Origin of the sequence: uncultured Tateyamaria sp. (genome assembly GCF_947494755.1) — a bacterium.
Taxonomy (GTDB): Bacteria; Pseudomonadota; Alphaproteobacteria; order Rhodobacterales; family Rhodobacteraceae; genus Tateyamaria.
In genome coordinates this window covers 128,208-142,033 of sequence record NZ_CANLVZ010000001.1, presented here as the reverse complement: position 1 = coordinate 142,033, position 13,826 = coordinate 128,208, and the positions used below count along the sequence as shown (strand labels likewise).

The following is a 13,826-nucleotide window of genomic DNA, read 5'->3' as shown; positions in this document are numbered from 1 at the left end:
GCCGCATGTCGATCAAAGGTCCGGCCATCGCGACTGCCATCCTCGTCGCAGGGGTGTGGTTGTGGTCGGTTGGTCTTGCAATGATCGAAGCCTACGCACCCCATTCGACCTGGCGCAGCACCCTGACAGGCAAACCCGTCGCAGCGATCTATCTTGAGAAAACCTGGGGGGTCGCCCTGTCGGATGGATCGGACAAGATGTTTGCGCCCTGGGCCGCGCTTTTTGACACCAGCGGTGCCATCCGGGACGACACGCCCGTGGTGGATCAGGCCGAGGCGTTCCTGATCTTTGTCGACGGCGCGGCCCCCATTACAGACCCGCACCTTGAAACGCTTGATGTCTGGGATGATATCGCCGCGCTCGGGGCGCAAGGCGTATCCATCACCCAAAGCATGCAGTGGGGTCTTTATGGGTCATGGCCGTTTCTCTACCCCAAGCGGCGCAATGTGGTGATTGTGGATGCCCAGATTGCCCTGCAAGACATTGACCGTGCGTGCCACCCCGAAATCCTGACGGCATGGACGGCCCCGGGTTCGGCCAATATCGCGACACTGCGCGCCCGCTGCACCACCACGCCTGCTGCCGATACTTGACAGGACAGCGGGCTAGCGTGCGACCATGACCCACATGCACTCCGATCAACTGACCCTCATCGCTGGATGGCCGGGCGCCGCGCAGCACCGCTTTGGCCAGATGCGCGCGCTGTTTCTTGATGTGGCAGCGCAGGCTGACATTGGCCCGCTTGATGAGTCGCTGAAATGGGCACAGCCCGCGTGGCGGCCCCGAAAGCCGCGCATCGGGTCCACGCTGCGGCTGAACTGGTCGCCCAGCGTCCCAGACCGCCTGATCACTTACGTGGATTGCAAGACCGATCTGGCCGGTCAGATGGCTACGCGGTTTCCGGGCGCGTTTCACAATGACGGGCGGCGCAGTCTGGGGTTTGATCTGGACACGGACCTGCCCACGAACGCCCTCTGGCAACTTGCGCACCTCACCTTCACCTACCATTTGACGAAACGTCAGGCTGTGTAGGCATCCTTGCGCCGACTGCCCAAACGTCATCGGCAAAGCCGCGCCTAAATCACGGAGAATCAGATTTTCGTTCCAAAACCCGCGTGATAGCGCCCGCCTCGAACGACGACGATCCGAGGTTTTCATGCGCGATACAACCAACGCCACCACCGCGACCGCAGCCACCCAAAGCAACGCCCTGCCCCTGCGCCAGATGCATCTGATCGGGATCATGGGCCCGGCAGAGGCGCGGCGTGCCCTTATGCGCTCCGCCAACGGGGACATCGTGCATGTGAGCGTCGGAACCAAGCTGCGCCAAGGCACGGTTGTCGCGATTTCGGACAGCGCGGTGATCCTCGGCACGCGGACCGGAACGCGCCAGTTCGAAATGCCTCGGGATACGGCGGGAGCCAGCGCCGCTTGACGCCTTGGCCCGCACAGGGCAAGACGCGTGCATGACCAAAACCGCTCTTATCACGGGTGCATCGCGGGGCCTCGGGGCCGCGTTGGCACTGGCGCTTGCCCCCACACATCACATCATCGCGGTGGCCAAGACCACCGGGGCTCTTGAGGAGTTGGACGACCAGATCAAGGCGCTTGGCGGCGCGGCGACGCTTGCGCCCATGGACATCACCAATGAGGCGGCGATGCAGACGCTGTGCCGTGGGATTTATGACCGATGGGGCAGCCTCGATCTCTGGGTTCACGCCGCCATCCACGCCGCGCCCCTTGCACCAGCGGGCATGATCGACGCCAAGGATTTGGCCAAGTCAGTGAATGCCAACATGACGGCCACCGGAACGCTGATCACCTACATGGCCCCGCTTTTGGGCACGGACGGGGCCGCACTGTTCTTTGATGACACGACGTCGGGCGCGCCGTTTTATGGCAGCTACGGGGCCACCAAGGCGGCCCAGATCGCGCTGGCGCGCAGTTGGCAGGCCGAAACGGTCAAAACCGGGCCGCGCATTCACATCGCGACACCGCATCCCATGCCCACAGCCACCCGCGCGCGCTTTCACCCGGGCGAAGACCGCGCGGCCCTGACCGACCCCAAAATCGAAGCGGACCGCATTCTGGCGGAATTCAACGGTTGATCACGCCGCGCAAGCGTGGCCCAATGGGGCATGTTGCGACTTCTGCCCCGGTTTGATCGCCCCCGCAGCGCTGCCCAATCAGGCGCGTTGCAGGCGATCTATGATGCCGCCGCCACCGGCTGGCAGGACGGGATCTCCAGACTCGGGTTCATCGACGCCTACGCCCAGTTGATGCGCAGCGCCCCATCGCCCACCACGCCCCCGACGGTGCTGGATGTGGGCACAGGCACCGGCGCATTTGCGCAGGCCTGGATCGACGCACATGGCACACCCGCCGCACTCGCCCTGACAGATATCTCGCCTGCCATGTTGCAGGTTGCCGCCACCAGATTACCGGTGACACAAGCGCTCGCCATTGGGGTGGGCGACGAGGTGGCACATCTGCCGCCCCAGGACATCGTGCTGTGCGCCCATGTCATTGAACATCTCGACGACCCCCATGCAGCCCTTGCGTGGCTGCGCGACCAATTGCGCCCGGGCGGTACGCTGATCATGGCAATCTCCAAACCGCACTGGTGTACGGCGCTGGTGCGCTGGCGGTGGGGCAACGCGGCTTATACACCCGATCAGGCCCACGCCATGCTCACGGCCGCCGGGTTCACCGCGATCACAGCGCGCGCCTTTACGGGCGGGCCGCCCTCGCGGGTCTCTCATGGCTATATCGCGCAGCGGGCGTAACCTGCACGCAACGCTCGCTCCCCTCTGTTCCAAAAAAGTTCACGCGAGGGGTTGGCGCAGTTGCCCAGCACACCGCCGCTGCCCTACTAAGGACCAAAGGGGCAGCACATGCGCATTCTCATCACAAATGACGACGGTATTTCAGCGCCCGGGCTCGCCGTGTTGGACAAGATCGCGCACGACCTTGCTGGCCCCGATGGCGCCGTGTGGACCGTCGCGCCCGCCTTTGAGCAGTCTGGCGTCGGCCACTGCATCAGCTACGCCCACCCCTTCATGATCCAGAAGATCGGGCCAAACAGGTTCGCGGTCGAGGGCAGCCCCGCCGATTGCGTGCTGGCCGGATTGCACCAAGTGCTCGACACGCCGCCTGACCTGATCCTTTCGGGAGTGAACCGCGGCAACAACTCTGCGGAAAACGCGCTTTATTCCGGCACGCTCGGGGCGGCCATCGAAGGGGCGCTGCAAGGGGTGCTGTCCATTGGGCTGTCGCAATATTTCGGGCCCGCAAACCGTGAGCTAGACGACCCGTTCGAGGCCTCCGCCGCCCATGGCAAAGAGGTGGTTGAGCGGATTATCGCCGCCACGCCATTGGTCCAGCCCGGCTACCAATTGTTCTACAACGTAAACGTGCCCCCGGTCGCGGCGGCAGATGTGAAGGGGATCAAGCTGGTGCCCCAAGGGCTGCGCCCCGGCACAGGCTTTCACACCGAGGCGACGACCTCGCCCACAGGGCGCGACTATCTCTGGATCAAGGGTGGCAACCAACAGGTTCACACCGCGCCGGGCACCGACGCCGAGGTGAACCTTGATGGCTATGTCTCGGTCACGCCGATGCGCGCGGATCTGACGGCCCACGACATGCTCACCGAACTGCCCGGCATCGCCACATGAGCGAAGACGACCTCGCAACACGCAAGATGCAGTTCCTCTATGCGCTGCGCTCGCGCGGGGTGACGGACAAACGTGTACTCGGCGCAATGGAAGAAATTGACCGCGGCCCCTTTGTGCGTGGGCTTTTCGCGGATCGCGCCTATGAGGATATGCCGCTGCCGATTTCGTGCGGGCAGACGATCAGCCAACCCTCGGTTGTGGGGTTGATGACCCAAGCGCTACAGATCACACCGCGCGACAAAGTGCTCGAGGTCGGGACCGGCTCGGGCTATCAGGCCGCGATCCTCGCCAAACTGGCGCGTCGGGTTTACACCATCGACCGGCATCGCCGCCTCGTGCGCGAGGCGCGCGACATCTTCGAAAACCTTGATTTGCACACGATCACCGCCATCACCGGCGACGGCTCACACGGGCTGCCCGATCAGGCGCCCTTTGATCGGATCATCGTCACAGCTGCCGCCGAAGACCCCCCCGGCCCCCTGCTAGCGCAGTTGAAAGAGGGCGGGATCATGGTGCTGCCCGTGGGTCAGTCGGACGCCGTGCAAAGCCTGATCCGGGTCCACAAGACCGCCACGGGGCTTGAGTATGACGAATTGCGCGATGTGCGCTTTGTCCCGCTGCTCGAGGGCTTGGGCAAAGATTAAAACTGGTGTAGAACAGGGCCAAACCGGTAACGCCCCCGCCTACGAGGGGCCCGGCAGAGGACGATGCAGATGACCCGATATTTCCCCGCACGCCGTGGCGCGCTGTTGATGGCTACCTGTGGGGGGCTTGCGCTGCTGGCCGCCTGCGACACACCACTGGATTTCGACCTGCGCGGCCCCGAGGGCGGGTTCAATACCCGCGAGGCGGTGCGCAATGCGACGACGTCGCGGCCGCAGGCGGATGATCGGGGCGTGATCTCCTATCCGAACTACCAAGTGGCGGTGGCGCGGCGCGGGGACACGCTGACGGATGTGGCAAACCGGGTGGGCCTGCCCCCGGCCGAGCTTGGGCGGTTCAACGGGGTCGCCCCAGACGTGCCACTGCGCGCCGGCGAAGTGATCGCCCTGCCCCGTCGCGTCAGTGAACCCTCGCCTGCGACGGGGGCCATCGGCACCGGTCCGATCCAGCCGGGCAGCGTGGATGTGACGACGCTTGCCGGGTCTGCCATCGACAATGCGGCCCCCACCCCTGCGGCCCCCGGCGTGTCGACAACACCCCTGCCCCAGACGGGTCAAGAGCCGATCCGCCACCGGGTCGAACGGGGCGAGACCGCCTTTACCATTGCGCGTCTTTATCAAGTGCCCGCCAAATCACTGGCCGAGTGGAACGGGCTTGGGGCCGACTTTGCCGTGCGCGAAGGACAGTTCCTGTTGATCCCCGTCGCCCGTACGAACGCCCCGGCGCGCGACAGCGCCACGACGCCGCCCGGCAGCGGCTCACCCACGCCTTTGCCTCCAAGTGCGGCGCGCCCCCTGCCCGAAGATGACACGGCCAATCCGCCCGCCGCCACACCAGACCCGGCCAAACCTGTGGCCGATGTTGGCACGACAACCGCACCTGCGCAGACCTCGGACATGGCATTTCCGGTACAGGGCAGCATCATCCGCGACTACGCCAAGGGCCGCAACGAGGGCATCGACATCAAGGCCGCGCCCGGCACAGCCGTCAAGGCGGCCACTGACGGCACCGTGGCAGCAATCACCAAAAGCGCAGAGGGCGTCCCCATCGTCGTGGTCCGCCACCCGGGCAATCTGCTGACCGTCTATGCCAATGTGGCGGATGTGAGCGTGGCCAAAGGCGATCCCGTCAAACGCGGCCAATCCATCGCCAAATTGCGGGCCAATGATGCAGACGCATATGTGCATTTCGAGGTCCGCGACGGCTTTGACAGCGTGGACCCAGGCCCCTACCTCGAATAAGGCCACGCGGTGGCAACTGTGGCTGGATGCCTACTCTGACGTGCAAACCCGCCCCATTTGCCTTAAAATGACCTTTGATTTAACTCAAACGGCACCGTATGACCCCATTCACGCCCCGTTGCGCATTCAGAAACAATCCGACGAAAGAGTTTGGATTGGTTTCTCGTTATGGCCGTTTTTTACGCCTACACCTTTGCCCTGAGGGGCACGCAGACCACGATTGACGGCGCGCCCGTCAACTACGCCTTTGCGCCCAACGGCACATGGCGTTACTCGGGAAATACCACCTATTTCGTCGTCGAAGAGAACGATGGCGCGACCGTGTTCAACGGAGATGGCGACGTCAATGAGTTCGTCGATCCCAACGAGCGCTTTGGCGGTGCGTGGGAACAGACCGCGATGGTCGACGGGGTCGAGCGGCAGATCATCTGGGACTACACGTTCGAGGTTACAGATGGCACGACCACATGGCGCATCGGCGTCATCGACGTGGACCTCAACGATGACAACGACGTGCAGGACGCGGGCGAGAACGGGTACTTTCTGGTCTTTCCCGATGGCATGCCGCCCCCAAACACCGACCTCACCACCGGGGCGATCGTCGAAAACGACGACAGCACACCTCATCTTGACCTTGGGGCGCAGGTGGTCTGCTTTACCACCGGCACATGTATCGAAACGCCCCATGGGCCAGTGCGGATCGAGGATCTTGCGCCCGGCGATCTGGTGTTGACCGCATCCGATGGTGCCCGCCCTATTCTGTGGACGGGCAGCACCACCGTGGTCGCCGACGACGCCCTTGCCCCCATCGTCATCTCCGCCGGTACGCTTGGAAATGACCGCGATCTGGTTGTCTCTCCGCAGCACGCGATCTTGTTGGAAGACTGGCGGGCCGAGCTGTTTTATGGCCAGGATCAGGTGCTTGTGCGCGCGGTCGATCTGCTGAACATGGACGGCGTCTATCGCAAGGTCGGCGGTCGGGTCACCTATTGCCACATGCTTCTGGATCGGCATCAGGTGGTGCAGGCCCATGGCATCTGGAGCGAGACACTGTATCCCGGTGCCGTGGCCATGGGGGCCGTCAACGACGCAGCCCGCGCCGAAATAGAACGCCTGTTCCCCGATATCGGGACATATGGGCAGATGGTTGCGCCTTGTTTGCGCGGGTATGAGGCAAAGCTGCTGGCCGCCTAAAGCGGCACGCCACGTCGCCCTGCCAGATCGCAGAAATACTGCCACGCCACGCGCCCCGACCGGGACCCGCGCGTGGCTTGCCACTCAATCGCCTCGGCCCAGAGCGTGTCGTCGTCAATCTCGATCCCGTAAGCGGCGCAGTAGCCCCGGATCATCGCCAGATACTGGTCCTGATCACAGGCGTGAAAGCCCAGCCACAGCCCAAAGCGATCCGACAGCGACACCTTCTCCTCAACCGCTTCGGAGGGGTTGATGGCACTGCCTCGCTCGTTCTCGATCATGTCGCGCGGCATCAGGTGGCGCCGGTTCGAGGTGGCATACAGGATCACGTTGTCAGGCCGTCCTTCGATCCCGCCATCCAGCACCGCCTTGAGGGATTTGTAATGCTGGTCGTCGTGGCTGAAGGACAGATCATCGCAATAGAGGATGAACCGCGCGTCCTTGCCCTCGCGCAGCACGTTCAGCAGGCGGCCCACGCTCGGCAGGTCCTCGCGGTGCAGTTCAACGATCTTAAGCGTCGGACATTCCGCTTCAAGCGCGCCGTGTACCGCTTTGACAAGGCTGGATTTTCCCATGCCCCGAGATCCCCAGAGCAATGCGTTATTTGCAGGCAGCCCCTTGGCGAACTGGCGGGTGTTGGCCAGCAACGTGTCGCGCGACCGGTCGATCCCCACCAGCAGATCAAGCGGTATGCGGGCCACATCCGGCACCGGCACCAAGCGGTCGGGACCTGTTTGCCAGACAAAGGCGCGCGCGGCCTCAAAGTCAGGCGCTGGCATCGGCGCCGGGGCCATCCGCTCAAGCGCGGCGGCGATGCGGTCCATCGGGTCGTCGATCACTTGGGCGCGTCCTCGGGCAGATCGCCCAGATCGTCTTCATCCTCATCGTCGAAATATCCTTCGGCGCGCAGCTTGGCGTCGCGCTTTTTCTCGACGCTGCGCACAAGGAAGATCGAAATCTCGTAGAGGCCATAAACCACGGTGAACAGGATGCCTTGGGTGATGACATCGGGCGGTGTGACAAGTGCGGCCAGCACCAGAATGCCGACCATCGCGTATTTGCGCACGTTGCCGAGGCCCTCCGAGCTGACCAAGCCAGCTTTACCCATCAGCGTCAGCAAGACCGGCAATTGGAAGCACAAGCCAAAGGCCATGATGAATTTCAGTGTAATATCAAGGCTTTCATTGACCTTCCCAAAGAAGGTGATGCGAATGCCATCCTCCGTCACAGGCGGAACGCCAGTGATTTCCGACAAGCCGCCATCGGGGGGCAGCGGGGTCGCGCCGGTGCCCACAAACCCACCCATGATGTCAGCAATAATCGACGGCACATCCGCAAAGCCGAGGAAAAAGGCCATCGCCAGCGGCGTCACCACGAAATGCGCAAACGACGCGCCAAGGCAGAACATCACCGGCGAGGCGATCAGGAATGGCAAGAAGGCGTTCTTTTCCTGCCGATAGAGGCCCGGCGCCACAAAGCGCCACATCTGAAAGCCGATGACCGGAAAGGCGAGTGCAAAGCCGAACACCATCGAAATGCGAAAAAGCGTGAACAGGTATTCCTGAGGGCTTGTATATTGCATCGTGGGCGAAGGATCACCCAACTCGCGCAGCGTCGCCTCAATCGGTTCGAGCAGGAATTGCAGGATCGGCTCGGCCACGGTGAAGGCCAGCACGATGCCAACGATGAACGCCATGACCGAGCGGATCAGCCGGGTGCGCAGCTCCGCCAGATGCTCGATCAGGGGGGCCGTGGAGTCGTCGACGTCTTGGGTATCGCTCATGGCTCAGGTGTCTTTCGCAGGGTCTGCGGCGGGGGGCGCGGCGGCCTCCAGCTCTTCGGCCTTCTTGAGGGCGGCTGCGGCTTCCTTGGCCTTCCGCTCGGCCTGCGCACGGGCAGTGGCGGCCTGGATTTTACGCGCATTTTCAGCACGTTCCGCGGCCATCTTGCCTGTCTCGCTTTCAGGATCGAGATTGCTAAGCGAGGACGTCACATCGCGCGCCGCCTCCTTGACTCCGTCCATCGCCGAGCCAACCGGGTTCGTCGCTGTCTTGATCGTTTTTTGCAGATCGCGCACGCCGGATTCGTCCGCCGCCTGGTTCATGGCTGACGAAAACTCGCGCGCCATGCCCCGCGCCTTGCCCACGAACCGGCCCACCTGTCGGAACACCATCGGCAGGTCCTTGGGCCCGATCACGATCAACGCGACGATCCCGATGACCAACAACTCGGTCCAGCCGAGGTCAAGCATCTGTTAAACCTTGTCTTTTTCGACGTTCAGGTCTGTTTTGGGGTGCGTGCCCATGTCCGTGGGCTGAGGCGTGATATCCTTGGCCTCTTCGACCTTGGCCGCGTCCAGCTCGTCATTGCCTTCACTCACACCCTTTTTGAAGCTGGTGATGCCTTTGCCGACTTCACCCATCAGGCTCGAAATCTTGCCACGGCCAAACAGCACCAGTACCACAACCGCAATCAGCAGCAGGCCCGGCAGTCCAATATTGTTCAACATGAGATGTTCTCCATTTTCGCGCAGCACAGATGCCGCCAGTCGCGCACCGTTCTAGGGCCAAGAGCTGCGCGCGCAAACCCATTGCGACCGGCAAAGCGCGCGAAACCCGCGCGACGGTCCACAAATTTGCGCTGGCCTGCATCCAACTGACAGGTTAGTGTCAGTTGGACCCTGCCATAACCCACCCCATCGCAACTTTGATGAGGGATATCTCAATGACCACCACCGCCGAAATCGTGACCTTCCGCCTGAAACCGGATGCTGACGCCGCAGCCTTTGTCCAGGCGGCCCAAGGGCTGATGCCGTTCCTCACCGGGACCGGCGACATGATCGCCCGCACGCTCAGCGTGGATGAGGACGGTCTGTGGACCGACCACATCACATGGACCAGCCGGACTGCCGCTGATGCCGCCGCGAAGGCCATGTTCGAACGCCCCGAGGCGGGTCCGTTCATGGCGTTGATTGAGCCTGCGGACATGGTGATGCGCCACGCAGTTGTTCACTTGCACCCGGACTGACATGCGCCGCACCGACCGCCTGTTCGACATCATTCAGATCCTGCGTGACGGGCAGTTGCACCGTGCGCAGGACATGGCGGACGCGCTTGAGGTGTCGGTGCGCACGATTTATCGCGATATGGACACGCTTGTGGCCTCCGGCGTGCCCGTACAGGGCGAACGCGGCGTTGGCTATATGATCACCGAAGCGATCAGCCTGCCCCCGCTGACGTTGACGGCCCATGAACTCGAGGCCCTCAACCTCGGCATGGCGATCGTTGCGCAAGCAGCGGATGACGATCTGAAAGCGGCCGCCGGTAGCCTCGCCGACAAAATCGACGCAGTGCTGCCGGAACGCACCGTGGCCGAGGCCGATAAATGGAAATTCGCGGTCTATCCGTTTGCCGATGCAGTGCGCGGCTTTGCCCAGATGCCGACACTGCGGGCGGCCATCCGCGCGCGCCAAAAGCTGCGCCTCACCTATCACTCCAAAGGCGACCGGATCACCCCACGCACCATTCGCCCGCTGCATATGGAATATTGGGGACGGGTCTGGACACTCACATCATGGTGCGAATTACGCAAAGATTTCCGTGTGTTCCGGGTCGATCTCATTCAATCGGCCGAAGCGTTGCCGCAGATGTTCGTGGATGAACCCGGCAAGCGGCTGAGCGACTACGATCCGAATTTGTAACCCGCCACCGGGGTCGGCGGGCGGGCGTCTTTGTGCCTGCAAACAGAGCCGCACGACGATCAGCGGACAGGCAGGAAAACCTCTAGCGCAGCCACAGCCATTACATGTACTTCGCCTGCCACAGGCACATCCAAGCCGCCCTTTTCCACGACAACCTCGACCGATCCATAAGGCAAGAGCCCGGCAATCACCGCCACATCGACCACCTCGGGGCGCCGCACACCGATATGAACGACCACCCGCATGGTATCGCGCTCCACATCCAGCGTGCCAAAGATCGGCAGGGACGCGCCCTGCAAGGCCTGCTCGACCGCGCGCCGCGCCGCTTTGGTGTCGTCGCGCCCATGCAGATCAACGCCTTGGGCCATCTCAATGATCAACCGCTGCTCACTCATGCCGCACCCTCCACCGACACGATCAACGCCGCCTGCGCCATTACCGTCGGATTGCCGGCGCCGTCTGGGCGCACCACGTCCAGCCCGCCCTTCTCCACCACAAAAGAGGTGGACCCGTAGGGAAACACCTCAGCCAGAACGGACACATCCACCCGATCGGGCTGCGCGCATCCAATGCGCACTTCAATCACCATGTCCTCTTTGGACACGCCCATATATTCGGCCAGGTTGATCGAATTGCGCCACAAGGCAGCCCGCACCGCACGCGCAGCGGCTTCGGTATAGCTTCCTCGCCGGAGCGATGTTCCAAGCCCAAATTCCACGATCATTGGTCCACTCATGGGCCCTCTCCACTCTCAAAAACAAAGCATTTGTCGCGACGGATGCGCAGCCACATCACCGTATCCGCAGGAGGCAGGAACACACCCGGCACGGTGGATTTGATGATCGCGCCGGTGTCGTCCATGCGGAATTCGATCAGGCTTTCGTTGCCCATGAACCGCGCACGGATCACGTGCGCGCGTGCCGCAGTCCCTTCGGTCGGAGTGGGTCCGGGGCCGACACCTGCGCGGTCAAAGTCGATCTTGACGTGTTGGGGGCGAAACACGATGTCCACCGGCGTTCCATCCGACACACCAGGGGCCAGAAAGCGGCCAAATGGGGTCATCGCCAACGCGCCCTCAACCACCGACCGCAATCGATTGGCATCACTGAAAAACGCGACCGAGGCACGATCCACGGGCCGGGTGTAGACATTATAGGGCGCACCGCGCTGCACAATCACACCGTCGCGCATCAGCGCAATCTCGTCCGCCATGCGCATCGCCTCGTCCGGTTCATGCGTGACCAGCAAGACGCCCGTGTCCTCTTCCTTGAGGATGGCGAGCGTCTCATCGCGAATGTCGTCGCGCAGGCGATTATCAAGCCCCGAAAACGGCTCGTCCATCAACATGATCCGGGGACGTGGCGCAAGCGCACGGGCCAGCGCGATGCGCTGCTGCTCGCCCCCCGACAGTTGGTGTGGATAGGCGTCGATAAAGCGCGACATGCGCACCCTGTCGAGCATCTCCTCGACCCGGGCGCGTTTTTCGGCCTTCGATCCGCTCAGCCCATAGGCGACGTTGCCCGCCACGCTCAGATGCGGGAACAATGCGAAGTCCTGAAACATCAGTCCGATCTCGCGCCGTTCGGGCGGAACGCGGAACTTCGTGTCGCAGATCAACGCGCCATCGACATAGATCTCGCCCGAATCCTGCATCTCGACCCCGGCAATCATGCGCAGTGTTGTGGACTTGCCGCATCCCGACGGGCCCAACAAACACGTCACCTGCCCGGGCTGGATGATCAGGCTGACGCCATCCACCACCCGGCGGCCCCCGAAACTGCGGACCAGATTGCGAATTTCAAGCCGAGGCGCAGTCACGTCACGTCAATTCCCGATCAAAACAGTCGGGAGGTATCAGGCACGGCGCGCGCCCGCAAGCACTGCCGCAAAGCCGACGACAAGGACCACACCGCAAATCACCAGCAACTGCTCGTATTTGTGCCCTTCGGGCAGCAGCGCGGCAACGCTTGGCCAGCCCCGCGCGAAGTATGCAAATGCCCCCAGGATCGCTGCCGCGAACGCCACTCCATAAGACCAGACCGGCACCGCCCGCCCCATCACGAGCCCCACGATCAGCACGGGCGTCAGAAACATGGAGGCCGTCCCACTCACCGCCACCGCATCAAACAGCGTCGCATTGCCCCAAAGCGTCAGCGCCGCCCCGAGGGCCATGAACACGCCCATCACAGCGCGCCCTCCAGCCAGTGAGCGGGGTGCAAGGCGCAGTTCTTCGACCACCAACCGCGCAGCCGAGGCCAGCGCCGAATCCAGCGTGGACATGGCCGAGACCAGCAATGAGATCATCAGCAGTGCAAAGACCCATGGCGGGAACATCCCCGCCCACGTGCCGATCAATTCAGCCTCATAGTCTGCGCCCGCAAGGCTGGCCTGTATCCCGAAAAATCCAAAGCCGATGATACACAGCGTCGACAGCCAGAACGCATGCACAAACGACCGACGCGTCGTGGCCTCATCCGCCAGAAACCCGCGATCCATCATCACCGGATCATGGGCCGGATAGGAAAACACCTGCAACAGCGCGACCACCAGCAGCACCCAGCCGTTATAGGCCCCCGCCGTGCCCGGCGCGCTCAGCACCGCGCCCCAAGAGAAACCGGGGCTGAGGATCAGGAATGCGAAAGCGACGACAAAGACGATCAGAAACACCGCCATCTGTACGACATCGGTGCGCAAGGCCGCACTCAGGCCACCCCATGCCGCGTAGGCGAGACCGACAATGGACACCAGAACGATGGCGTAGGTCGCACTGCCCGCGATCACCGCACCTGCGATCAGGCCCACAACCAGCAGATTGGCAAAGACTTCAGACAACAAGCGCAGCCCGATCACCACATTATACGTGCCCGTCCCGACCGCGCCAAAACGCGTGCCCAACCAGTCCTGCACCGACCCTGCCCCACCCGTGCGCAAGCGCGACACGATGAAACCGCCAGTCAGGAAACTGCCGTAATAGGCCGCGTAGGCGAGCGTGCCGGCAATCCCGTAGAAGTAGCCCAGAATGGCCGCGTTCATCAGGCTGCGCGCGAAAATCCATGTGGTCACCTGGCTGAGGACCAGCACCCACAATCCCGGTGCCTGCGTGCCGACACGGCCCACGAAAAAGCCTTCGACCGTCGCGCGGCGGGGTGCGGCCAACACACTGAGGACAATCAGGAATACAAAGCTGGCGATCAGAATGACAGGGGACATCGGCTTGCTTTCAAAATGCGTCCCGCGCGAATTAGCAGGGCGCGCAGGCGCACACCATAAGCAGCACATAAACGTGATTGGGTCGGTGGGTGGGCGTCTTTAGAGCAGTGCTCAAAACAGACCAGCCGCCGACCGGGCGCA

General features: G+C 62.9%; 19 protein-coding genes. 11 read left to right on the top strand and 8 right to left on the bottom strand.

Annotated features, from left to right (window positions below):
* The first annotated feature begins 5 nt into the window (after positions 1-5).
* The 9 genes from Q0908_RS00745 (at position 6) to Q0908_RS00705 (ending at position 6,775) form a co-directional block, all read left to right on the top strand.
* Positions 6-593, top strand: a complete 588-nt coding sequence (locus tag Q0908_RS00745) for a hypothetical protein (protein ID WP_299280490.1) — start codon at positions 6-8, stop codon at positions 591-593.
* A 25-nt stretch (positions 594-618) separates the two neighbouring features.
* Positions 619-1,032, top strand: coding sequence for a hypothetical protein (locus Q0908_RS00740; protein ID WP_299280488.1), 414 nt, complete (start codon positions 619-621; stop codon positions 1,030-1,032).
* Positions 1,033-1,156: 124 nt separating this feature from the next.
* Entirely contained in the window at positions 1,157-1,435 is a 279-nt protein-coding gene (locus Q0908_RS00735; protein ID WP_299280486.1) for a hypothetical protein, read from the top strand.
* 31 nt (positions 1,436-1,466) lie between these two features.
* Positions 1,467-2,108: an SDR family NAD(P)-dependent oxidoreductase gene (locus tag Q0908_RS00730; RefSeq protein ID WP_299280484.1), complete on the top strand. Its 642-nt coding sequence runs from the start codon at positions 1,467-1,469 to the stop codon at positions 2,106-2,108.
* A gap of 30 nt (positions 2,109-2,138) precedes the next feature.
* Positions 2,139-2,786, top strand: a complete 648-nt coding sequence (locus Q0908_RS00725) for a methyltransferase domain-containing protein (protein ID WP_299280482.1) — start codon at positions 2,139-2,141, stop codon at positions 2,784-2,786.
* Positions 2,787-2,894: 108 nt separating this feature from the next.
* Entirely contained in the window at positions 2,895-3,677 is a 783-nt protein-coding gene (surE, locus tag Q0908_RS00720; RefSeq protein ID WP_299280480.1) for a 5'/3'-nucleotidase SurE, read from the top strand.
* Positions 3,674-4,321 carry a protein-L-isoaspartate(D-aspartate) O-methyltransferase gene (locus Q0908_RS00715; protein ID WP_299280478.1) on the top strand — a complete coding sequence of 216 codons (648 nt, stop codon included), beginning with the start codon at positions 3,674-3,676 and terminating at the stop codon, positions 4,319-4,321. Before surE ends, Q0908_RS00715 begins: the two co-directional genes overlap by 4 nt.
* 69 nt (positions 4,322-4,390) lie before the next feature.
* On the top strand, positions 4,391-5,581 hold the full coding sequence (locus Q0908_RS00710; RefSeq protein WP_299280476.1) for a peptidoglycan DD-metalloendopeptidase family protein: 1,191 nt from the start codon (positions 4,391-4,393) through the stop codon (positions 5,579-5,581).
* Between the two features lie 168 nt (positions 5,582-5,749).
* The gene (locus tag Q0908_RS00705) at positions 5,750-6,775 is read left to right on the top strand and encodes a Hint domain-containing protein (protein WP_299280474.1); all 1,026 of its coding nucleotides are present in this window, start codon (positions 5,750-5,752) and stop codon (positions 6,773-6,775) included.
* On the opposite strand, the gene Q0908_RS00700 is transcribed toward Q0908_RS00705, so the two are convergent.
* Genes Q0908_RS00700 through Q0908_RS00685 form a run of 4 tightly spaced genes read right to left on the bottom strand, consistent with a single transcriptional unit; the run spans position 6,772 to position 9,284 of the window.
* Positions 6,772-7,614 (bottom strand): ATP-binding protein, encoded by an 843-nt coding sequence (locus Q0908_RS00700; protein ID WP_299280471.1) that lies wholly within the window; start codon positions 7,612-7,614, stop codon positions 6,772-6,774. The genes Q0908_RS00705 and Q0908_RS00700 overlap by 4 nt on opposite strands.
* Positions 7,611-8,558: a twin-arginine translocase subunit TatC gene (locus Q0908_RS00695; protein WP_299280469.1), complete on the bottom strand. Its 948-nt coding sequence runs from the start codon at positions 8,556-8,558 to the stop codon at positions 7,611-7,613. Before Q0908_RS00695 ends, Q0908_RS00700 begins: the two co-directional genes overlap by 4 nt.
* A gap of 3 nt (positions 8,559-8,561) precedes the next feature.
* Positions 8,562-9,026 carry a Sec-independent protein translocase protein TatB gene (gene tatB / locus Q0908_RS00690; protein ID WP_299280467.1) on the bottom strand — a complete coding sequence of 155 codons (465 nt, stop codon included), beginning with the start codon at positions 9,024-9,026 and terminating at the stop codon, positions 8,562-8,564.
* A gap of 3 nt (positions 9,027-9,029) precedes the next feature.
* Positions 9,030-9,284, bottom strand: coding sequence for a twin-arginine translocase TatA/TatE family subunit (locus Q0908_RS00685; RefSeq protein WP_299280465.1), 255 nt, complete (start codon positions 9,282-9,284; stop codon positions 9,030-9,032).
* A gap of 215 nt (positions 9,285-9,499) precedes the next feature.
* Between Q0908_RS00685 and Q0908_RS00680 the strand changes: the two genes are divergently transcribed.
* Positions 9,500-9,802: a hypothetical protein gene (locus Q0908_RS00680; protein ID WP_299280463.1), complete on the top strand. Its 303-nt coding sequence runs from the start codon at positions 9,500-9,502 to the stop codon at positions 9,800-9,802.
* 1 nt (position 9,803) lies between these two features.
* The gene (locus Q0908_RS00675; protein WP_299280461.1) at positions 9,804-10,475 is read left to right on the top strand and encodes a YafY family protein; all 672 of its coding nucleotides are present in this window, start codon (positions 9,804-9,806) and stop codon (positions 10,473-10,475) included.
* A 59-nt stretch (positions 10,476-10,534) separates the two neighbouring features.
* Here the strand turns inward: Q0908_RS00675 and Q0908_RS00670 are convergent, their stop codons facing one another.
* Genes Q0908_RS00670 through Q0908_RS00655 form a run of 4 tightly spaced genes read right to left on the bottom strand, consistent with a single transcriptional unit; the run spans position 10,535 to position 13,685 of the window.
* A complete protein-coding gene (locus Q0908_RS00670) occupies positions 10,535-10,870 on the bottom strand; it encodes a Lin0512 family protein (RefSeq protein ID WP_299280459.1) in 336 nt (111 codons plus the stop codon).
* Entirely contained in the window at positions 10,867-11,211 is a 345-nt protein-coding gene (locus tag Q0908_RS00665) for a Lin0512 family protein (RefSeq protein ID WP_299280457.1), read from the bottom strand. The genes Q0908_RS00670 and Q0908_RS00665 overlap by 4 nt, the downstream gene beginning before the upstream one ends.
* Complete coding sequence (locus tag Q0908_RS00660) at positions 11,208-12,293, bottom strand: ABC transporter ATP-binding protein (protein ID WP_299280455.1); 1,086 nt, start codon at positions 12,291-12,293, stop codon at positions 11,208-11,210. Before Q0908_RS00660 ends, Q0908_RS00665 begins: the two co-directional genes overlap by 4 nt.
* A gap of 36 nt (positions 12,294-12,329) precedes the next feature.
* The gene (locus Q0908_RS00655; RefSeq protein WP_299280453.1) at positions 12,330-13,685 is read right to left on the bottom strand and encodes a sodium:proline symporter; all 1,356 of its coding nucleotides are present in this window, start codon (positions 13,683-13,685) and stop codon (positions 12,330-12,332) included.
* Between the last annotated feature and the right edge of the window lie 141 nt (positions 13,686-13,826).